Here is a 20,447-nt window from a genome sequence, read left to right as displayed (position 1 = left end):
CCGATCATTTATTTTTTACGTTATATAGATAATGATTTAAAATAAATGGTGGGTACCCAATGACGGGATTTTCCATCTCTATGGATTTAGCACCAAAGCAGTCACAGTCGGAAAAAGTGAGTACTCAAGTGAGTACCGCTGAACAACGTCTGAAATATTTCATGCAAGATGTGACTGGGCGTGCACTGGTAATGATGGAAAGTGCGACTCAAGGTCACAACGGTATTGCGATGGATTTAGTACAGGAAGCCTTTATTTCCTTACATAAATCTTATTCAGAAAAAAGCACCGAAGAATGGTACCCCCTATTTTACACAATTCTAACCAATAAATTACAAGATTGGCGTCGTAAAGAAGCACGCAGAGCTTCGCCTTTTTCATTATTTCGGAAAATTAACTTAGATAACGACGATGAAGAAGCACTTGATATTATTGACGAATCTACGCCGAATCCTTTAAATTTATTAGCTCAGGAGGTTGCTATTGAAGAAATTCAAGAGGCCATAAATAAACTTCCTGTGCGTCAACAACAAGCTTTTATGCTCCGTGCCTGGGAAGGATTTGACACCCAAACGACAGCACAAATTATGGGCTGTAGTGAAGGTAGTGTAAAGACACACTATCATCGTGCAACTCAAGGTTTAAGAGCTTATTTATCTCATTTAAATCCTTTTATGGGAGGATCATCTGATGAACCATAAAGATTTCACACACCAAGTGACCTCTAAGCTTGACGGTCTTGCAAAAAATCACCGCAACAAAGCAGTGGTCATGAGCAATGTCTTGGAGCATATTCACAAAAAGCCAATCAATCGTTTTAGTTCATGGAAGATGACAGGTTTTGCACTTGCTGCAACCATCACAGGTTTTGTGATCTTACCAAATATCATGCAATTAAACGAAAAACCACATCCACAACAAGTGATTGTAAGTCCAAAGCTTTCACCACAAATGATGGAAGATCTCGAAATGTTATCCGTATTTGGCGAGGACACAGCAACCCATGGTAGCTAAAAAGTTAGCTTTAGCTTTTTGTGCGATTGGTTTTTTACAGACCAGTTTCGCAGGTTTTGAACGTTTTTGGATTTTTTCCAAAGATGCGAATACTCAGGTCAATGAAACGTGGGATGCTCTATCTGATGCAGAGCAACGAGCCCTCATTAAACGCTACCAAAACTTAAAAGAAATCCCTGAAGAACAAAGCGTTGCCCTGCAACAACGTATGGACTGGTTCACTCAACTTCCCGAACAAGAAAAAGAAAAAATGCGTGAAACTTGGCAACAAATGAGCTCATCCGAACGCAATGAATTACGTAAAAAAATGCAAAAAGCCACGACCACTGAACAACGTACTGATATTCGAGAGCAATATATTCAAAAATACCTACAAAACTCCACTACATCACACTAAAGCGATGCAAGAATTAATACATATCTAAAAATTTGGTTTAAATATTTTTAATACACTATTTATGTGAATTAGAATTAAAACAATCACAAAATTCAGCTTCTACTACGCAAATACTGAACTCACAATTAAATCTCACATAACCGTAATTAAAATTTGAATAGATATTGGATTTGATTAATTTAATTCCCCAAAAACATCTTTTTCGATTTAAAAATGAAAAAGCCCAGTTTTACTGGGCTTATTTATCTATATAAAAATTACAGATAATCCCCTTCACGTTCAGGCTGATATAGTACTTTTTCAATTTTTACTTTCATGATATGCCCATCAGGTTGTGGCCATTCAATTTCCTGTCCTTCAGCTAAACCCAGAATAGCTGCACCAATTGGGGCAACAACATTAACCTGCCCTTTACCCCCTTTAAAATCATGAGGGTAAACTAATGTGATTTCTGTAGCTTCTTGTGCAGGCGCAATCGTAATCAATACCCTAGCATTCATACTCACAACATTTTCAGGAATATTTTTAGGCTCAACTACTGTTGCTCGCGCAAGCTCATCTTCCAAATGCTCCATCGTTGGAGTCAATTTAGTTTGATGCTCCAACATTGTCTCTAAACGATGTAAATCTTGTGAAGAAATAATAATATTCGGCTTAGTCATTGATCTTAATTCCTTAAACTAAATGCATCTTAATGCGTACAAAAACATGTTGTTGTTATTTCTCATCTCTAATTCTTTATAACAGAAAATAACCTTATGTCTATCTTACTTTATATTTTCAATGCCATAAAAAAGACCCCCATGAGGGGGCCTCTTAGACGTCAAAACTTAGTTTGCATAAACAGGAAATTTAGCACAAACAACAGACACTTTTTCTTTCACAGCATTAATGACAGCTTCGTCGCCTTTAGCATCTAAGATATCAGCGATCCAACCTGCCAAATCACGAACTTCTGCTTCGCCAAAGCCACGCGTAGTCACTGCAGGCGTACCAATACGGATACCAGAAGTCACAAACGGAGAGCGCGGGTCATTTGGTACAGCATTTTTGTTCACAGTGATGTGAGCCGCACCTAACCATGCATCTGCTTCTTTACCAGTCACATCTTGTTTAATCAATGACAATAAGAATAAATGGTTTTCAGTACCACCAGATACAATATCGTAACCACGTGCAATTAATACTTCAGCCATTGCTTTAGCATTTACCACAACTTGTTTTTGATACTCTTTGTATTCAGGTGTCATTGCTTCTTTAAAGCAAATCGCTTTAGCCGCAATCGCATGAACCAATGGGCCACCTTGGTTACCAGGGAATACTGCTGATTGTAATTTTTTCTCGATTTCTTCGTTTGCTTTCGCAAGGATTAAACCAGAACGCGGACCACGAAGTGTTTTATGCGTAGTCGTTGTTGTTACGTCAGCAATTTGTACTGGACTCGGGTAAACACCCGCAGCAACTAAACCAGCCACGTGAGCCATGTCTACAAATAGGTAAGCGCCAACTTTGTCCGCGATGTCACGGAAACGTTGCCAGTCAACAATTTGGCTATAAGCAGAGAAACCAGCAACAATCATACGTGGCTTGTGTTCTAAAGCTAAACGTTCAACTTCTTCATAATCGATTGCACCAGTTTCAGCATTTAAGCCGTACTGAATCGCATTATAGGTTTTACCAGAGAAGCTAACTTTTGCACCGTGAGTCAAATGACCACCGTGAGCCAAGCTCATACCTAAAACTGTATCGCCCGGGTTAAGCAGCGCTAAGTAAACCGCAGAGTTCGCTTGCGAACCAGCATGTGGCTGAACGTTCGCATAGTCAGCGCCGAAAAGTTCTTTAGCACGGTCAATTGCCAATTGTTCGATGATGTCGACATACTCACAACCGCCATAGTAGCGTTTGCCTGGGTAGCCTTCTGCATATTTGTTAGTAAGTTTTGAACCTTGCGCTTCCATTACTGCAGGAGAACAATAGTTTTCAGATGCAATCAGTTCGATGTGCGCTTCTTGGCGAGCATCTTCCTGTGTGATTGCTTGCGCGATTTCTGGATCAAATTCAGCAATTGAGATATTGGCAAACATTAGCGAGGTCCTATTAAATTAGGGCTTTTAAGCCGTGCTAAGATTGGCGCATATTGTAGCATGAAGTTTACAAATATCGAGAATGAACTTTACTCAGTTTCACATAAAAATAGCTCAGGCTTTAAAACTTGAGCTATTTAATTTGAAATTACTTATCGTGCTGAAAGCATCTCTTTCGCATCGGCCACAATATTATCAATATTTAATGCGTACGCTGTATTATGATCCCAACTCGGATTGGTAATATAATTGACTTGCGTCCCAAAAGCTTGGGCAGTTGCATTTAAAGCATTGGTTGCAACAATCGGAACTGTTGTATCTGCACCACCCTGATAAATCGTAATAGGTGTTTTAATTTGAACTTGTAGTGCTTGAGAATCCTTGTCAAGGAAAGTTTTCACTACAGGCAAACTCATAAATCCATCTACAGTACGAGGATAACCATTTAATGTGCCATTCATTGCAGCATATTTGCCCATTGCAACACCAAACTGTTGCCCAAGCGTGTCATAACAAACTGTTTCCGCATTTTGAGCAATCTGATCTGTTGGAGACTTAAAGATCTGATTATATGTAAGATTCGGATTAGTATCTCTCAATCCAGCAGTAATGAGTGCGGTAAAAGTATCTAATGATGCATAGACAGGAATTTGTTTCGCGGGTGGTGCATTCGCAACCGATAACTCACCAGCACTCAAAATCAATCCAAGATGTGAAGCTGGTGCAACAGCAACAGTTCCTTTGTAGTCTAAATTAGCACGTGCAGCATATTGAGCCGCACCCAAAGCAGCTTGACCACCTTGAGAATGCCCTACAGCCACCCATTTTGATGAAGCTTTATTGCCCAGCCAATTACGTGTTGCAACAACTGCGTCAGTAATGGAATACCCTTCACTTTTTAAATTCAGGAATGGATGTAATTCTTTATTACCAGGTTCACCTAAACCTTCATAATCAGGTGCAACAACGACATACCCCAAGGCCAAGAATTTAGCAATCATACTTTGAATAGCAGGATTCATAACATTACGACTTGGTGCACATATATCTGCCACACCCGTAGTCCCATGTGCCCACGCGACAATCGGCCAACCTCCTGCTGGAGCTGCAGTTTTAGGGGTAAAAACTAAAGATGTTGCTTGTACTTCATTTCCACTTATTCCTTTCATTTTATAAGTCAAGACAACACTGTCAGCCGCAATAGCAGACATATCGGTTAAAGAGTATGCTGTAGGCGTACCAACCACTGGATCTTTAATATGATTCACATCGATATTGTCGGATGGAGGTCGCTCTGAGTCATTATTACTGTCATTACATGCCGTTAAAATTAAACCTGAACTAAGCATAAGAACCGTGAGTACATTTTTTTTCATATGATTTTTCCTTAAACCGAACTTTTACTATTGTTGTTTATAAAGTATCGGAACGAGTTATTTTCGTTCATGATCAATATTTACGCAAAACACTAAACTATAGCAAGAAAATTATTGAATATTTTTGGCAGATCGATCCAATTTTAAACCTCACTTGTAAATGACCTACTCTTTAAACCACATCTCTTTTATTAATTGATCTCTTAAATAAAGGCTAAATTCATTATGAAATACCAATAAGATGATTATTTATCCATCTATTCCAACAAAAATAGAAAAAATGCATAATTTTTTGATTTTAATTTGAAACATTTATATGTCAGAGGTACATTGACAACACTTTACTCTTGCTTTGGAGCAGGTCATGCAAGCCATCATCCTCGATACTGAAACACATACGCTAAATGGATTACCCATCGAGATTGCATATGCACCCATTCAAATCCAAGCAGGTAAACTTAGTTTAGATCGCGATCAAATGTTCGATCAACTGTATAGCATTGGTGATGAAAAAATCTCGTATGCCTCTATGGCAGTGCATCATATTTTAGAAGCAGAAATTGCAGATCAACCTAATTTTGGCAGCTTCACGTTACCCAATGAAACAATCTATATTATTGGGCATAACATTGATTATGATATTCGGGCTATTCAACAATGTGGCGTAGATACATCTCATATTAAAGCTATTTGCACACTGGCTTTGGCGCGCTTAGTTTGGCCAGATGCTGAAGCACATAATATTTCCGCGCTTATTTATATGATTAGCAAAGGCAGTGCAAAAGCCCGTGAAATGCTCAAAGGCGCACACCGTGCCGATGCAGATATTATTTTAACCGCAAATATTTTAATGCACATTGTTCATAAACTGAACATTCAAACGATTGAAGAGTTATTCGAAGCTTCTGAGGATGCTCGTATTCCGCGTACCATTAATTTTGGCAAACACCGCGGCACAGCAATCGCTGATCTTCCTTCTGACTATGTGAATTGGTTATTCCGACAAGATGAACTTGACCCCTACTTACGTAAAGCCCTAGAAAATACAAAATAATTAGAATTTAAGCTTTTTAATTGTAATATTAATTACATAAATTTGTAATTTTTACTCATTACTATGCATGATTAATTTATTGTGGGATTGAAATTAATCATGCAACAATATTACAAAACACAATTAGGCATTGACGCTTTAAAAAATAGAACTTTAGATCTTAATGCACGACAAAGACGTCTCTTGCTACTCATTGGTACTGAAGACTTTCTACGTATGAATGATTTGATCAAACGCTCACTTGCCCCACTTGAAATACTGAGTCAACTCAAAAATATGGGATTGATTGATTATGACCCGACTCATCCCCTTTATACTTTAGAACATAATCAAAATATTTCAGAAATCGATCTTGATATTGATATACAAAGAAAAAATATAGAAGCAGTTATAATAAATACTCAGCTACATTCAACGAATACTATTACTCAAATTCCACACACTCACTTTATTCCAAATTCCACTGAAGTTTTAACGACATTAACCTTTGATGAAATTAAACAGGTTATGCATACTCTGCTGCAACAACATTGTGGATTGATGGCAAAACAATTAATTAATCGAATCAATGCTACGCAAACTTTATCTGATTTAAAATTGTGTCAAATGCAATGGATTACCGTGCTGCAAGAGAGCCGAATATCGCCAATTGAACTGAATAAAACCATGCAACACATTAACCAATCAATACAGCAGTTAAACTTATCGTAGCGTTTTTACTGCATAATTTATGATCTGAGTAATTTAAAGTCCTATAAGTGTCTTTTTAAGACATTTTATATTTATATAGTTATCAAAATAAATATCATTAGCGATACAAATAAGCATCCAAATTACTCAAATTTTAAATCAGTTTTTTAATGTTGTAAATCAAGCAATTTCTATTTTCTATACCAGTGAAAAAGCCCACATTTCTGTGAGCTTTTTGGGTTGGATGGCTAGTGCTTATTTTTTATTTGAAGAATTACTTACAAATTCAACAAGCCGTCATTGATCCGTCCAACTAAAGAGTAGAATCTTCTCGATCTACTATGGCTTAAATATAGTGCAATCACGCCGCTACATCAAGATATGCTTACAATTCGGAACGCATGCACAAACAATCTACTCTTGATCTATTTTAGATATATTGAATGCCACTCGACTCAAAAATTATTAAATTTAATTAAAATATTAATCACGGACAGCCTGTTAATTTAAAACAACAAAATAGTGAGCTTTAACAAATAGATACAGTTATTTAGAAAAATAAGAAATTAAAAAGGTATTTATTATTGACTGATTTTTTCATTTTTAAATATGGTACGGCCAGCGGGACTCGAACCCACGCCACAGGCTTCGGAAACCTGTACTCTATCCAGTTGAGCTATGGCCGCCTTATAGTAAGTGCGCACATCATAACAAAAAAAAGCAGAAGGTAAAGCAAATATCAATTGTTTAACCATACTCCCGCTCAATCCTTATACAACGTTCTTTATTTGCAACAGATAATTCCGTGAAGTACGCTTGGTTTATTGCGTAAGATCACTCACAATATAGACACTATTAACTAAGTGAGTACTTCATGACTGATGCATTGACGTTAAGAGATTTGTCTAAGACATATCGGAATGGCTTTCAAGCGCTCAAAGGCATTGATTTAACTGTTCCCGAAGGTGAATTTTATGCCCTTCTCGGTCCAAATGGCGCTGGCAAATCCACAACGATTAGTATCATCAGCTCTTTGACACGTAAAACTTCAGGGACAGTCGAAATTTTTGGGCACAATCTAGATACCCATCCTTCACGCGCCAAACAATGTTTAGGTGTGGTGCCGCAAGAATTTAACTTTGGTCAATTTGAAAAAATCTTTGATATTTTGGTAACTCAAGCGGGTTATTACGGTATTCCTAAAAAAATTGCCGAACAACGCGCTGAACTTTATTTAGAAAAATTAGGTTTATGGGAAAAACGTAATGTTCAAGCACGCATGCTATCAGGTGGGATGAAACGTCGCTTAATGATTGCCCGTGCCATGATGCATGAACCGAAATTACTCATTCTAGATGAACCTACAGCAGGTGTAGATATTGAACTGCGTCGCTCAATGTGGGATTTCCTCACAGAAATGAATGAGCAAGGTACTTCTATTATCCTTACCACACATTATTTAGAAGAAGCAGAAATGCTGTGTCGTCGTATTGCGATTATTGATCGCGGTGTGATTAAAGAAGATACCACCATGAAGGGTTTCCTCAATCAGCTGAATGAAGAATCCTTTATTTTTGATTTAAAAAATCCAATTGAACCCTTTCATCTTGACATTATTGGGGTCAAATTCAATTTAATTGATCCCGTTACTTTAGAAGTCACCATGGATAAAGGCCATACCTTAAATGACCTATTCCAACTTCTAGAAGCTCAAGGGATTGGCGTCACCAGTATGCGAAACAAATCCAGTCGTTTAGAAGAACTGTTTGTAAAAATGGTTGAAAAAAACCTTGATGGAGCAGCGCAATGAACTTCACCCAACTCAGAATTGCGTTATTCACCTTAGTTCAAAAAGAAATTCGCCGTTTTATGCGTATTTGGCCACAAACTTTACTACCGCCTGCTATTACCATGAGTTTGTACTTTGTGATCTTCGGTAATTTAGTCGGATCACGCATTGGACAAATGGGTGGTTTTAGCTATATGCAGTTTATTGTCCCTGGTTTAATTATGATGGCGGTGATCACCAACAGTTATGCCAACGTATCAGCAAGTTTCTTTAGCGCCAAGTTTCAAAAAAGTATTGAAGAACTGATTATGAGTCCAGTACCTTTACATTTGGTGCTTTGGGGATATGTAATAGGTGGTGTATGTCGTGGTGTATTGGTAGGTGCCATTGTCACGGCAATGAGCTTGTTCTTCACAGACCTTGCCATTCATAACGTCTTCGTGACCATTTATACTGTTATTGTGACCTCTTTATTATTTTCATTAGGTGGCTTAATTAATGCAGTCTATGCCAAATCTTTTGATGATATTTCAATTATCCCCACTTTCGTATTAACACCGCTGACATATTTAGGTGGTGTATTTTATGCGATTAGTTCATTAAGCCCTTTTTGGCAAAATCTCTCTTTAGTAAATCCGATTGTATATATGGTCAATGCATTCCGTTTCGGCATTCTAGGGCATAGTGATGTGAATGTATCATTCTCTCTAAGCATCGTTACCTTATGTTGTGTGGCACTGTATGGCATTGCCTACTATTTACTTTCTCGTGGTGAAGGAATGCGTGAATAATGACTGTAGAACTCTCTTTATTGGGTAAAGAAACCGATTATCCAAGTACATACCAGCCTGAAATTTTGTTTCCGATTGCACGACTGGCATCACGCGAAAATTACGCACAGGTTGAAGGCATCTATCAAGGCAAAGATTGGTGGCATGTTTTTGAAATCTCTTGGCTTAATACCAAGGGCATCCCCCAAGTTGCGATTGGACGTATTACACTGCCTGCAACATCCCCAAATTTGATCGAATCAAAATCATTAAAGCTCTACTTTAATAGTATGAACTTCACTCAGTTTGATTCAAAAGAAGCTTTTATTAACACGGTTGAAAAAGATTTATCCAAGGCGGCTGAAGCTGATGTTAAATTAGACTTATTTCAGGTCGATGATTTAGCCATCAGCCAACCTCAAGGTCTTTGCATTGATAATCAAGAACCTGACTACCTAGTCAATCATCCTGATGCTAGCTTATTAAGCCTAGATCAAAATGCCCAAGACCTAGAAATTCAAATGTACTCCCACCTTTTACGCAGTAATTGTCCTGTCACTGGACAACCTGATTGGGGTACAGTTTTTATTCGTTATCAAGGTAAAAAACCTTGTTATCGCAGTGTTTTAGCTTATATTATCTCGTATCGTCAGCATAATGGTTTTCACGAGCAATGTGTGGAACAAATTTTTGCCGATATTTGGCAAAATTTAAAACCAGAAAAGCTGATGGTATATGCAACTTATACACGCCGTGGTGGATTAGATATTAATCCATGTCGTGTATCGGATGAATCATGGATGCCAAGCCCAATTCGATTGGCGCGACAATAAGATGAAACTTTGAGGTTTTAACAATGCCCTTTTTTGGTTTTGTACCGTCTGAAGAACTGCTTAAGAATATTCAAACTGGTATTGAGAAAAAAAATTCTAATGAACCACTGTATCCACTGCGTGACCAAACTGCATTATTGATTAATGATGAAATCATTGATGCTTTATTGGTTGAACTGGTACGTCGCTTCCCAGCAAGTGACAAGCGAGAAACTGCTGAAAAATTAGCAGGCTACATCAAGTCTACTGTGGCTGTTTTACTCAAACAGCTGCTCAGTAAAGCAGACAATGATGTCGTACGTCAGTCCATTGAATTTTCTGAGAACAGCCTATTCAAAGACCCAGAAGCTCAAAACCGTGTGGGTGTGAATCTTGATGCAAATCTAGTGACGAATCTCAAAAGTAGTTTTGCAGACATTCGTGACGGCAATGAAATTGATCGTGGTGTACTGTCTAAGCAATACAAACAGTTTGCAGACGTTACGATCGCTCATTTTATGAAAGATTTTAACAAGACTTTAGATTTAGGTTTGATTAAGCGTAAAGCCTCTGATCTTGGTGCTGCAGCGGTCACCAAAGCTGTGCATATTGCGATTGATAAACTCATTCCTAATTTAAATAATGAGGAAATTTTGGCCGTGGCTGAATATCACGATACCTTATTTGTTCATTAATTCAATTTGATCATTAAAATCAGCAAAAAAGGTCCTGTTAAAGGGCCTTTTTTGTGCCTTAAAGCATATCGATCCTCAATCGATCTGTAAAAAACCACATATAACTATCTCCTTACATTCAAAATAAAGTACGACTGTATTCTTTGCTTACGTAAATTTTTATTGCTAAATATGGATACAGATTGCCTTCAACTAAGATTGTGATAGCATGCGCAAAGCTCTTTCCACAGTAATACAGCAGTCCAATGGCCCCGAGTTCACAGTATAAATTTCTTCGCCATTCTCCCCGAGATGGATTAAGTACCGCCATGCAACCCTCGCGTTGGCAAAGGTTACATATTGACCCATGGCTATGTTTGTTTTTATTCTTAAATGCCATCCTAGGTCTGACCGTCCTTTATAGTGCTTCAGCACAAGATGTCGGACTGGTTTCCAAGCAAGCCATGAGCTTTGGCATCGGTTTTATTGTGATGTTTGCTTTAGCACAAATTCCTCCAAAAGTTTATCAAGCATTTGCACCCTATTTTTATAGCTTTGCTATTTTATGCCTGTTGGCCGTAGTGGCATTTGGTGAAATACGACTTGGAGCAAAACGCTGGATCGGTATTCCTGGTTTTGGCAGTGTGCAACCCAGTGAATTTATGAAAATTGGCATGCCTTTAATGATTGCCTGGTTTTTATCACGGAATCCGCTTCCGCCTAGTTTTAAAAATGTGTGTATATCACTCATGTTAATTGGTGTTCCATTTTTACTGATTGCTGAACAACCTGACTTAGGCACGTCTTTACTTATTCTTGCAAGCGGAATTTTTGTCCTTTTCCTCAGTGGTTTATCTTGGAAAATGATCATGGCCGCTATAGCAGCCGCTGGTGTCATCATCCCGATTGCTTGGGAGTTCTTATTACATGACTATCAAAGGCAGCGCGTTCTCACACTATTGAATCCCGAAGCAGATGCCCTCGGAACGGGTTGGAATATCATTCAATCTAAAACTGCAATTGGGTCAGGTGGATTTATAGGACGAGGATATCTTGAAGGTACGCAATCACATTTACACTTCTTACCTGAAGGCCATACCGACTTTATTATTGCCGCATTCTCTGAAGAATTTGGGCTCATTGGGATCTTTATCTTAATGATCATCTATTTTGCAATTATTTTTAGAACCTTTCAGATCAGCTTGCAGTGCTTTCATAACTATGGACGACTTGTTGCAGGTGCTCTAGCTTTGTCATTTTTTGTTTATGTATTTGTAAACGCAGGCATGGTCAGTGGTATTTTACCTGTAGTCGGTGTACCTCTACCTTTTATGAGTTATGGTGGTACTGCAATTATTACATTAATGGCAACTTTTGGCATCGTCATGTCGATTCATACTCATCGCTAAGTTTATACACATAAATAATTAGGAATATACAACACATGTCTACTTTTGGGCTTTTTCAAAAAGTAAGAAATTTAACTTTTTGTGCAGCTGCATTTTCAGTTTCTAGTTTTTCTCAGGCCAATGATTTTGCTAATGATTCTCAATATAACAACTTTAAAAATAAGACCATGCAAACTTATGGTTTAAGCAGTGAACAAATAGATTGGGCCATGAATGGCTCCAAAAATATTCCGAATATTATTAATATTATGAATCGCCCGGGTGAAAGCAAACCTTGGTATGAATATAAGACTAATTTTTTATCTGAAGGTACTATTCAACGCGGTGTCCGATTTAAAACTCAATACGCAGATACATTAAACCGAGCAGAACAACAATTCGGTGTTCCTCAAGCCATTATTTTAGGCATTTTAGGCGTTGAAACAGGTTTTGGAGCCAATAAAGGCAATTTTATCACCAGAGACGCGCTAGCAACGCTTGGCTTCGGTTATGAACGTCGGGCACAGTATTTCCAAGATGAGCTCGCAGCGCTCATTGCATGGTCATATAAAGATGGTGTAGCCACCCATTCAATTGTAGGTTCTTACGCAGGTGCTGTCGGTTACCCACAATTCATGCCAAGTAACATCCCAAAATTCGGTGTGGACTACGATGGCAATGGCCATGTTGATTTAAGAAATTCAGCAGTTGATGCCATTGGTTCCATTGCAAATTATCTAGCACAACATGGCTGGCAACGTAATCAACCCATTGCATTTTCAGCACGCTATACAGGTAATTCACCTGATTCCGTTATTGCCAAAGACCTATTGCAACCAACGCCCTATGGCGTCCTTAAAAAACAAGGAATTTCTCCCATGAATCCTGTCGTCCAAATCGATGACTTGGACTTGGTAAATGTTATTCAATTACAAGAAAATTATGGGTCTACTTACTACATCACTTATCCTAATTTTCAAGTCATTACGACCTATAATAAAAGTCGCATGTATGCCACTGCTTTATGGCTTTTAGGCACTGAAATTGCGAGTCGCTAAGACTCGCAACCACCCAACAAAACAACAAGTCAAGAATTATTTCTGTTAATTTGATCGCAAATCACACTTTTTACACACATGGTTACAATATTGATTATTATTTGATCAAATTTAGTGGGTTTTTGTACTTTTTACATCTGTTTGTTAAATATTAGTAGACAGCTTTATTGTTGCATGAATATTATCCCCTACCGTTAAATGCAGTTGCAAAAGTGAATTTACAGACCGCGATGGTTAATTTTCAGCGATTTAGAAAATTAAACACAGGTTCCAAGGAGTTAATGTATGCATGCTTCGCTTAAATATATGATCGCCCTGACCATGGGTTTAACTATGACACCCGTTAATGCTGAAATGGTTCAGTCGTCATATTTAAACAATGATTCAGATAGTTCGAGTCTTGCTTCACGTGTGATTAGCAAAGATTCAAATAATTTTAATTCACACTTTTCAAATTTGAACAGTTTAGCAATCACTGAAAGTACAGGTGATAAAATTCGTCGCCAAACAATTGCCGCTAAAATTGCAATTCCAGATGATGAACCTTCAGTTATTGATAAATTGAATACCGTTGCTTCAAACACTGTTCGTAAATTCAGTCAAACAGGTGTTGCATCGTGGTATGGTCGTCAGTTCCATGGTCGTAAAACGGCAAGTGGTGATACATTCGATATGAATGAATTAACTGCAGCGCACCGTAGCTTACCTTTAAACTGTTATATCCGTGTAACCAACAAAGATAATGGCAAAAGTGTTGTGGTTAAAGTAAATGATCGTGGTCCTTTCCATGGCAATCGCGTACTTGACCTCTCTTATGGTGCAGCAAAACAACTCGGTATGACTAATACTGGTACTGGTCGTGTCAACATTGAACGAGTTGATGGTCCAAACTCTTAATTTATCGATTTGCATATGCATTTAACATCTAAGCCACTCATGTAGTGGCTTTTTTATGCTTAGATAAAAATCAGCTCCTGTTCACTTTTCAAGAAACGCTTAAACGTATATGACAAAAAATAATCTACTAAGTGGATGCTCCGATCCCATGAGTATTTTATGCTTTTGTTATCATTTGAGTATTTAATTCAAATATTCTCTTTCTTAAAAAAATCATTGTATTGGCTACGTTTCCTTACTTAATTTTTCTATACAAAAAACTACCGCTCTGCTAGTTTCAAATAAATTGCTGTATTACTTATTTAATTTTTGGTTTTTAATGGTTGGAGTAATTATGTCATCCCGTTATCATTTTAAAATCTCCACACTAGCTTTACCGATATTGATGTCACAATTACTTTTCGGATGTGCTAGCACCCCATTACAATCTAAAAATATATCCAAACAAGATTCACAATTATTTTTTGGTGGTCCAATTTTGACCATGCAAGGCACATCGCCTAATTATGTAGAAGCGATCATCGTTGAAAATGGACGAATTAAATTTACAGGAAACTTAGATCAAGCTCAAAAATTAAAAAATAAAAATACAACGCTGCTCAACCTTCACAACCACACTCTCCTTCCTGGATTTATCGATGCACATAGTCATGTTAACAGTGTCGGTTTACAACAGACTGTAGCGAACCTTTATCCAGCACCAGATGGGACTGTTTCTGATATTGCTTCACTCATTCAAGCCATGAAAGATTGGCAAGTAAAGAATACTGACTTTATTAACGCCACTTCTGGTTGGATTATTGGCAATGGCTATGATGATGCTCAATTGAATGAAAAGCACCATCCAACAGCTAACGACTTAGATAAAATCTCAAAAACCAATCCAATTATTATCTTGCACCAATCAGGACATTTGGCCACCGTCAATCACAAGGCTCTCGAGCTACTCAAAATAGATAAGAACAGCCCAAATCCATCAGGGGGTGTAATTCGTAGAATAGCGGGCTCACAAGAACCTAGTGGCGTATTAGAAGAATCTGCTGTCTTTTCCGCAATGGCAGCAGCGTTTAAACAAGTACCACCAGATATGATGCAAAATATGGCAAAAACAGCTGTTCAGGCATATATGCGGAATGGTTACACTACCGTACAGGAAGGTCGTGCCGATGCAGGAACAACAGAATTATGGCGCCATTTAGCCAACACAGGCCAACTTAAGATTGATCTAGTGTCTTACCCTGATGCGATGAACGAAAAAGATTATATGCTGAAACATGGCACTAGCCTGACCTATCAAAATCATTTTCGAATTGGCGGGGTAAAAATTAGTCTAGATGGCTCACCACAAGGGAAAACAGCTTGGCTCACACAACCATACCTGATTCCACCTGAAGGTAAAGACAAAAACTACCGCGGTTATCCAGCTTACTCACAACAAACAGTACAAGACGCGATTGATTTAGCTTTTACCCATCATTGGCAAATTCTAGCTCATACAAATGGTGATGCCGCCATTGATCAATATATCCAAACGATTACATCCGCTACTCAAAAATACGGTAAAGCAGATCGTCGAAATGTGATTATCCACGCGCAAACCATACGTGAAGATCAATTGGATCATGCCCAAGAATTAGGCTTAATTCCATCTTTCTTCTCATTACATACTTATTATTGGGGGGATTGGCATAGATTCGAAACTCTAGGTCCTGAACGTGCAAGTCGAATATCACCAACAGGTTCTGCATTACGTAGAGGTATGATATTCACAGAACATCATGATGCACCTGTAATCCCTCCTCGTAGTATGATGACCATTGATGCAACCGTAAATCGAATCACACGTTCAGGCTATGTACTAGGTGAAGATCAAAAAGTCAGCCCGTATATTGCCTTGAAATCGGTAACAGATTGGGCTGCTTATCAATATTTTGAAGAAAAGGATAAAGGCACCATTGAAGTTGGTAAACTCGCTGACTTTGTGATCTTGGATAAAAATCCAATTACTGTTCCAAATCAATATTTAAAAGATATTAAAATTTTAGCAACCTATAAAGAAGGTAAAGCTGTTTATGAATTAGAATCTCAATAACTGCTAAATTCTAATTCCACCAATCATTAAAATTAAATTATTTTTTTACTGGCTTATTGATCTTGAATTTTACTGGATTTACCATACAGTAAAATTCAAGTATTTAAACCAAGCCTTCCAAAACTTGATCCACAAAAATATTTAAAAGCCAAATCACTCAAATAGAACCCATACGATTACGTAGCACTACGATGAAATACTCACTTTCAATAGATTAAAATCAGTATTTATCGATAACACCTATCTTAAGCTTGCTTAATCCTAAATTTCTATCAAGCAAACTCATTTCAATAACATGATCCTTGTGACTAAAATTCAGATTGTTTTGACCATTATTCATTCCTCGTTTATATTTTAAAGTCAGTCATACATTAAAAATTCTAAAAACATGCATGGAGTGCCCCTATGAAATCAGTAACAGAATGGTTTGATGAATATAGTGAAAGTCATCAAAACAAAACCAACAAAGCCATCCATTGGGTTTGTGTACCTGCAATTTTATTTTCACTTATTGGTATTCTTGCGCATTTCAGTGCCATGCTAACCGCATTAATCTTAGTATTAACCCTAGTTTTTTATGCACGCCTTGATATTGTTTTGGCTGTTGCGATGGCTGCTTTATTGGTCGTTATGGCATGGCTGATTTACATTCTTCCAGTTGGCGTTGGTTTTTATATTGGTGTGTTTATTGTGGCATGGATTGGACAGTTTTATGGTCATAAAATTGAAGGGAAAAAGCCTTCATTCTTTAAAGACCTCCAATTTCTCCTCATTGGCCCTGTATGGTGTATGGATGCCTATTTAGGTAGGATACTACCCAAATGGAAAACTCGCCAAAATAGGCTTGTTTTTAACTAAATAATCGCATTATTACTTTTTAAATGGAGGAATCACTATGCATAGGTTCTTCCATTATGTTTTAACCAACCATCCTGATGCCTCTTTTGAGGATCATGATGTGTCCAATGAATGACTCCTCCTTTCGAGCTATATTCATATTCACCAAAGAATTCAACAACATCCCCTTTATGTAAATTTATGATTTTAGGCGCAAGGTCAATATTATGCGCAACCAAGACCGTTAAACCATTATCTAAAGTCAAAATAAATTTTTGATGACGAGAACCTTCATTATCATCAGCTAAAATCGCTTTAACTTTACCCGTTGCTTGAACTTGAACATTGCTCAACTTCGCATCATAAGCTTGTTGAATTAATTGCAAACCATTTTTATTTAATGCTTTCTGATCAGCTTCAATAGGAGGATGTTTCAATTGTTGCTGATTTAAATCAAATCCTAAATATGCTGCCACCAATAAAGTAACAACCACACCAATAGTTAAATTTTTTTTATTCGCCATAATAATCAACTTTAACGTTATAAAGACTTTTATTGTCTGTGAATCTTCACTTTGAAGGTAAAAATTCGAAAAGCATCATTTTATGCACACCAAGTACCACTTAAAATACTCATAAAAAAAGCCCCCAAAGGGGCTTTTTTCAAAACGCTTTTTACTTATTGAGCAGCAGCTTGAGCAGCAGCAACTTCTTCAGCGAAGCTCATTTCTACTTTCTTCTCAATACCTTCACCTACTTCGAAGCGAACGAATTCAACAACTGTAGTTGCAGTCGCTTTTAGTACATCAGTAACTTTTTTGTCGTTGTCGATTACGTACATTTGGTTCTCAAGTACAACTTCATTTAAGTACTTTTGAACTGAACCAGTCACCATTTTTTCAACGATGTTTGCTGGTTTGCCAGATTCGATTGCTTTTGCTTCAGCGATTTCTTTTTCTTTCGCAATAAGCTCAGCAGATACGTCAGCTTCAGTTACAGCAACAGGGTTGAATGCAGCAACGTGCATTGCAATACCTTTACCAGTTGCAGCATCACCAGCGTAAGATACAACTACACCGATTTTTAAACCGTGTTTGTAAACTGCAAGGTTTTCACCTGCAACAATTTTCGCACGACGAACTTGGATGTTTTCACCAATTTTTTGAACAAGAGCAACACGCGCTTCTTCAACTGTTGAACCATCTTCTAATTTAAGTTCTGCAATTTTAGCAGCATCAACTTCGTTTGCAGCAAGTGCAGCAGCAGCAACTTTTGCAGAGAAACCAGCAAAGTTTTCATCTTTAGCTACAAAGTCAGTTTGGCAATTTACTTCTAAAAGAATAGCTTTATTGCCTTCTTGAACGATTGTAATTGCGCCATCAGCAGCAATATTACCTGCTTTTTTAGCAGCTTTTGCTTGACCTGACTTACGAAGGTTATCGATCGCTAATTCAACATCACCATTCGATTCTGTTAATGCTTTTTTACATTCCATCATCGCAAGACCAGTACGGTCACGTAATTCTTTTACCATGCTCGCTGTAACTGCAGTCATGTTGTTCTCCTAAATACGGTAGAAAATTGAATCTGTTCAACAAAAACGGCCCAAAGTGTTCTCTGGGCCGTTCTGCTTTATCGACGCTTAATTTGCCACCATTACATGTCGCAAAAATGACAATCCTGCGTCAAAACGCATTAAGCCTCAGGAGCTTCTTTAGCAGCTTCTTCAACTTTAACTTGAGCATTTGCTTGTGATTGCGCGTATTCTTTACCCGCAATAATTGCATTCGCCATTGCTGAAGCGTAAAGAGTTACTGCACGAATCGCATCATCGTTACCTGGAATAACGTAATCAACGTTATCAGGGTTAGAGTTTGTATCAACGATACCGATTACAGGAATACCAAGGTTCTTAGCTTCTTTAATTGCAATCGCTTCATGATCAACGTCGATGATGAATAATGCGTCAGGTAAACCACCCATGTTCTTAACGCCGCCTAAAGCACGTTCAAGTTTGTCCATCTCACGAGTACGCTCTAAAGCTTCACGTTTAGTAAGCTTAAGGAAAGTACCGTCTTGAGATTGAGTTTGAAGGTCTTTCAAACGGTTGATCGATTGACGAAGAGTTTTCCAGTTCGTCAACATACCACCTAACCAACGGTGATCTACATATGGTTGACCAGCGCGTTGAGCTTGTTCACGAATGATGTTAGAAGCAGCACGTTTTGTACCAACGAACAATACTTTGTTCTTTTTGCTTGCTAGTTTGTTAACGAAATTCAATGCATCGTTTAACGCAGGAACAGTGTGCTCAAGGTTAATGATGTGAATTCGGTTACGCGCACCAAAAATGTATTGACGCATTTTTGGGTTCCAGAAGCGAGTTTGGTGACCAAAGTGCGCGCCAGCTTGAAGAAGGTCACGCATGCCTACGTTGTAATCTGCCATTTTCTCTTACCTTAAAGTTTTGGGTTAGGCCTCCATATGTCCGCATTCTCCACCCTTTCAGGCACCCAGAGTAATGTGACGACATATGTGCGGATTTTAAATACCCCATCATCAAAATTTCTTGTGAAATTATTCACGAAAAGCATTTGATAAATTGGGCGGCTATTTATACCATAGTCACAAATAAATTTCCAAAAGTTTTTAATGATCATGAACCGTACTTATGAAGCACCACGTCGTTTAATTAAAACTCCAGATGAAATTGAAAAAATGCGTGTGGCGGGACGACTAGCAGCAGAGGTTTTGGATATGATCAAACCCTTTATCGTGCCTGGTGTAACCACATTAGAATTAGATACAATCTGTCACGATTATATCGTTAATCAACAAGATGCGATTCCAGCTTGCTTAGGCTATGGCGCAGCACCTGGACGCCCAGCGTTCCAACATGTTATTTGTACGTCAGTGAATCATGTGGTTTGTCACGGCATTCCATCGAACAGTAAAGTGCTCAAAAAAGGTGACATCCTGAATATTGATGTGACTGTAATTAAAGATGGTTATCACGGCGATACCAATATGATGTATATCGTCGGAGGGGAAACATCTATCCTTGCTGAACGTTTATGTAAAGTTGCTCAAGAAGCCATGTATCGTGGCATCGAAACCGTTAAACCGGGCTCAACCATTGGTGATATCGGTCATGCCATTCAACAATATGTGGAATCAGAACGCTTTGGTGTGGTTCGTGAATACTGTGGTCACGGGATCGGTACTGTATTCCATGATGAACCGCAAGTACTGCATTATGGTCAAGCCAACAGCGGTATGATCCTCGAAGAAGGTATGACCTTTACCATTGAACCAATGGTCAATGGCGGTGACTGGAAGACTAAATTGCTTGGTGATAAATGGACTGTCGTGACTAAAGATCATACTTTATCAGCTCAATATGAACATACGCTTTTGGTTACTAAAACAGGCGTTGAGGTTCTTACGGCTCGACCTGAAGAAGATTTGTCTCGCTTTATGCAATAAAAAAATTGTTGGCTTAGATACTAACCACA

The 20,447-nt window shown here is 38.1% G+C and carries 21 protein-coding genes and 1 tRNA gene; 15 read left to right on the top strand and 7 right to left on the bottom strand.

All coding sequences use genetic code 11. The features are described 5' to 3' along the window. Positions 1 to 80: 80 nt before the first annotated feature. The 3 genes from B9T28_RS06225 to B9T28_RS06215 are packed head-to-tail and all read left to right on the top strand — an operon-like array spanning position 81 to position 1,411. The gene (locus B9T28_RS06225; protein WP_171263475.1) at positions 81 to 701 is read left to right on the top strand and encodes an RNA polymerase sigma factor; all 621 of its coding nucleotides are present in this window, start codon (positions 81 to 83) and stop codon (positions 699 to 701) included. After that, complete coding sequence (locus tag B9T28_RS06220) at positions 691 to 1,014, top strand: hypothetical protein (protein ID WP_086203088.1); 324 nt, start codon at positions 691 to 693, stop codon at positions 1,012 to 1,014. Before B9T28_RS06225 ends, B9T28_RS06220 begins: the two co-directional genes overlap by 11 nt. After that, positions 1,004 to 1,411 carry a DUF3106 domain-containing protein gene (locus B9T28_RS06215; RefSeq protein WP_086203087.1) on the top strand — a complete coding sequence of 136 codons (408 nt, stop codon included), beginning with the start codon at positions 1,004 to 1,006 and terminating at the stop codon, positions 1,409 to 1,411. Before B9T28_RS06220 ends, B9T28_RS06215 begins: the two co-directional genes overlap by 11 nt. A gap of 257 nt (positions 1,412 to 1,668) precedes the next feature. On the opposite strand, the gene rnk is transcribed toward B9T28_RS06215, so the two are convergent. From rnk to B9T28_RS06200, 3 genes are all read right to left on the bottom strand, one after another. After that, complete coding sequence (rnk, locus tag B9T28_RS06210; RefSeq protein ID WP_086203086.1) at positions 1,669 to 2,073, bottom strand: nucleoside diphosphate kinase regulator; 405 nt, start codon at positions 2,071 to 2,073, stop codon at positions 1,669 to 1,671. A 168-nt stretch (positions 2,074 to 2,241) separates the two neighbouring features. Continuing rightward, the gene (gene glyA, locus B9T28_RS06205) at positions 2,242 to 3,495 is read right to left on the bottom strand and encodes a serine hydroxymethyltransferase (RefSeq protein ID WP_086203085.1); all 1,254 of its coding nucleotides are present in this window, start codon (positions 3,493 to 3,495) and stop codon (positions 2,242 to 2,244) included. Between the two features lie 152 nt (positions 3,496 to 3,647). Continuing rightward, positions 3,648 to 4,871 carry an alpha/beta hydrolase family protein gene (locus B9T28_RS06200; protein ID WP_086203084.1) on the bottom strand — a complete coding sequence of 408 codons (1,224 nt, stop codon included), beginning with the start codon at positions 4,869 to 4,871 and terminating at the stop codon, positions 3,648 to 3,650. 364 nt (positions 4,872 to 5,235) lie between these two features. On the opposite strand from B9T28_RS06200, the gene B9T28_RS06195 reads away from it, so the two are divergent. Beyond that, positions 5,236 to 5,925: a putative quorum-sensing-regulated virulence factor gene (locus B9T28_RS06195; protein ID WP_086203083.1), complete on the top strand. Its 690-nt coding sequence runs from the start codon at positions 5,236 to 5,238 to the stop codon at positions 5,923 to 5,925. A gap of 99 nt (positions 5,926 to 6,024) precedes the next feature. Continuing rightward, positions 6,025 to 6,636: a hypothetical protein gene (locus B9T28_RS06190; protein WP_086203082.1), complete on the top strand. Its 612-nt coding sequence runs from the start codon at positions 6,025 to 6,027 to the stop codon at positions 6,634 to 6,636. Positions 6,637 to 7,225: 589 nt separating this feature from the next. Here the strand turns inward: B9T28_RS06190 and B9T28_RS06185 are convergent. Continuing rightward, positions 7,226 to 7,301: transfer RNA gene (locus B9T28_RS06185), tRNA-Arg, on the bottom strand. Between the two features lie 188 nt (positions 7,302 to 7,489). Here B9T28_RS06185 and B9T28_RS06180 point away from each other — a divergent pair. The 9 genes from B9T28_RS06180 (at position 7,490) to B9T28_RS06140 (ending at position 16,953) form a co-directional block, all read left to right on the top strand. Beyond that, on the top strand, positions 7,490 to 8,425 hold the full coding sequence (locus B9T28_RS06180; RefSeq protein ID WP_086203081.1) for an ABC transporter ATP-binding protein: 936 nt from the start codon (positions 7,490 to 7,492) through the stop codon (positions 8,423 to 8,425). Continuing rightward, the gene (locus tag B9T28_RS06175; RefSeq protein WP_086203080.1) at positions 8,422 to 9,195 is read left to right on the top strand and encodes an ABC transporter permease; all 774 of its coding nucleotides are present in this window, start codon (positions 8,422 to 8,424) and stop codon (positions 9,193 to 9,195) included. The genes B9T28_RS06180 and B9T28_RS06175 overlap by 4 nt, the downstream gene beginning before the upstream one ends. Further along, positions 9,195 to 10,007 (top strand): NADPH-dependent 7-cyano-7-deazaguanine reductase QueF, encoded by an 813-nt coding sequence (gene queF / locus B9T28_RS06170; protein ID WP_086203079.1) that lies wholly within the window; start codon positions 9,195 to 9,197, stop codon positions 10,005 to 10,007. The genes B9T28_RS06175 and queF overlap by 1 nt, the downstream gene beginning before the upstream one ends. A 23-nt stretch (positions 10,008 to 10,030) precedes the next feature. Then, a complete protein-coding gene (locus tag B9T28_RS06165; RefSeq protein WP_086203078.1) occupies positions 10,031 to 10,681 on the top strand; it encodes a hypothetical protein in 651 nt (216 codons plus the stop codon). 245 nt (positions 10,682 to 10,926) lie between these two features. Continuing rightward, positions 10,927 to 12,069 carry a rod shape-determining protein RodA gene (gene rodA / locus B9T28_RS06160; RefSeq protein ID WP_086203077.1) on the top strand — a complete coding sequence of 381 codons (1,143 nt, stop codon included), beginning with the start codon at positions 10,927 to 10,929 and terminating at the stop codon, positions 12,067 to 12,069. A gap of 35 nt (positions 12,070 to 12,104) precedes the next feature. Next, on the top strand, positions 12,105 to 13,106 hold the full coding sequence (mltB, locus tag B9T28_RS06155) for a lytic murein transglycosylase B (protein ID WP_086203076.1): 1,002 nt from the start codon (positions 12,105 to 12,107) through the stop codon (positions 13,104 to 13,106). Between the two features lie 285 nt (positions 13,107 to 13,391). Further along, entirely contained in the window at positions 13,392 to 14,003 is a 612-nt protein-coding gene (locus B9T28_RS06150) for a septal ring lytic transglycosylase RlpA family protein (protein ID WP_086203075.1), read from the top strand. A 385-nt stretch (positions 14,004 to 14,388) separates the two neighbouring features. Continuing rightward, positions 14,389 to 16,095 carry an amidohydrolase gene (locus tag B9T28_RS06145; protein WP_252053543.1) on the top strand — a complete coding sequence of 569 codons (1,707 nt, stop codon included), beginning with the start codon at positions 14,389 to 14,391 and terminating at the stop codon, positions 16,093 to 16,095. A gap of 405 nt (positions 16,096 to 16,500) precedes the next feature. Further along, on the top strand, positions 16,501 to 16,953 hold the full coding sequence (locus B9T28_RS06140) for an Mpo1 family 2-hydroxy fatty acid dioxygenase (RefSeq protein WP_086203073.1): 453 nt from the start codon (positions 16,501 to 16,503) through the stop codon (positions 16,951 to 16,953). 35 nt (positions 16,954 to 16,988) lie between these two features. On the opposite strand, the gene B9T28_RS06135 is transcribed toward B9T28_RS06140, so the two are convergent. The 3 genes from B9T28_RS06135 to rpsB all read right to left on the bottom strand — a co-directional run bounded on the left by B9T28_RS06135 (position 16,989) and on the right by rpsB (position 19,380). After that, complete coding sequence (locus B9T28_RS06135) at positions 16,989 to 17,456, bottom strand: DUF3465 domain-containing protein (RefSeq protein ID WP_086203072.1); 468 nt, start codon at positions 17,454 to 17,456, stop codon at positions 16,989 to 16,991. A gap of 155 nt (positions 17,457 to 17,611) precedes the next feature. Then, positions 17,612 to 18,487 (bottom strand): translation elongation factor Ts, encoded by an 876-nt coding sequence (gene tsf, locus B9T28_RS06130; protein ID WP_086203071.1) that lies wholly within the window; start codon positions 18,485 to 18,487, stop codon positions 17,612 to 17,614. 140 nt (positions 18,488 to 18,627) lie between these two features. Then, a complete protein-coding gene (gene rpsB, locus B9T28_RS06125; protein WP_086203070.1) occupies positions 18,628 to 19,380 on the bottom strand; it encodes a 30S ribosomal protein S2 in 753 nt (250 codons plus the stop codon). A 210-nt stretch (positions 19,381 to 19,590) separates the two neighbouring features. Here rpsB and map point away from each other — a divergent pair, with 210 nt between their 5' ends. Beyond that, positions 19,591 to 20,418 carry a type I methionyl aminopeptidase gene (gene map, locus B9T28_RS06115; protein ID WP_086203068.1) on the top strand — a complete coding sequence of 276 codons (828 nt, stop codon included), beginning with the start codon at positions 19,591 to 19,593 and terminating at the stop codon, positions 20,416 to 20,418. Positions 20,419 to 20,447: the final 29 nt, after the last annotated feature.

It is taken from the genome of Acinetobacter silvestris (genome assembly GCF_002135235.1).
Taxonomy (GTDB): Bacteria; Pseudomonadota; Gammaproteobacteria; order Pseudomonadales; family Moraxellaceae; genus Acinetobacter; species Acinetobacter silvestris.
Note: the sequence above shows the minus strand (reverse complement) of the source record. Positions and strands in the feature narration are given on the sequence as shown.